The organism is Streptomyces griseus subsp. griseus (assembly GCF_000720255.1).
Classification (GTDB): Bacteria; Actinomycetota; Actinomycetes; order Streptomycetales; family Streptomycetaceae; genus Streptomyces; species Streptomyces griseus_I.
This window is the reverse complement of record NZ_JOJE01000190.1, coordinates 1-348: the sequence shown is the minus strand read 5'-3', so window position 1 is coordinate 348 and position 348 is coordinate 1. Positions and strand designations below refer to the sequence as shown.

Annotated in this window: 1 protein-coding gene; it reads left to right on the top strand. The window is 73.3% G+C overall.

Annotated elements, in window-relative coordinates:
• On the top strand, positions 1-348 hold a 348-nt coding region (locus IG99_RS43730), incomplete at both ends, for a hypothetical protein (RefSeq protein ID WP_037684625.1).

The window sequence follows — 348 nt, the reverse complement described above, 5'->3', positions numbered from 1 at the left end:
GCTCCAGGCCGCGCACACCACGGCGACCCGGCTGCGCCGCGCCTCGTACGCCATCGCCCTGGTCATGGCCGGCGTCAACTACTCGCACTTCGCCGACGGGCCGCTCGCGCCGACCGCGCTCGCGGTGATCCTCGGCGTGCTCTCCAGCCTTAGCCCGTGGCTGTGGGGCCTGCACACCCGGCGCATGCAGCAGGTGCAGCTGCTCCGCAAGAGCCTGGTCGACGAGACCGGCGCGGTTTTCGACCCGGCTCGCCGGCGCGCGTTCCCGATCCGGTCGTGGCTCGCCCGGCGCTGGTCGATCGATAACAACGTGCGCGAGCCGCGCGCCGCGTGGGACGGGTACAAGGC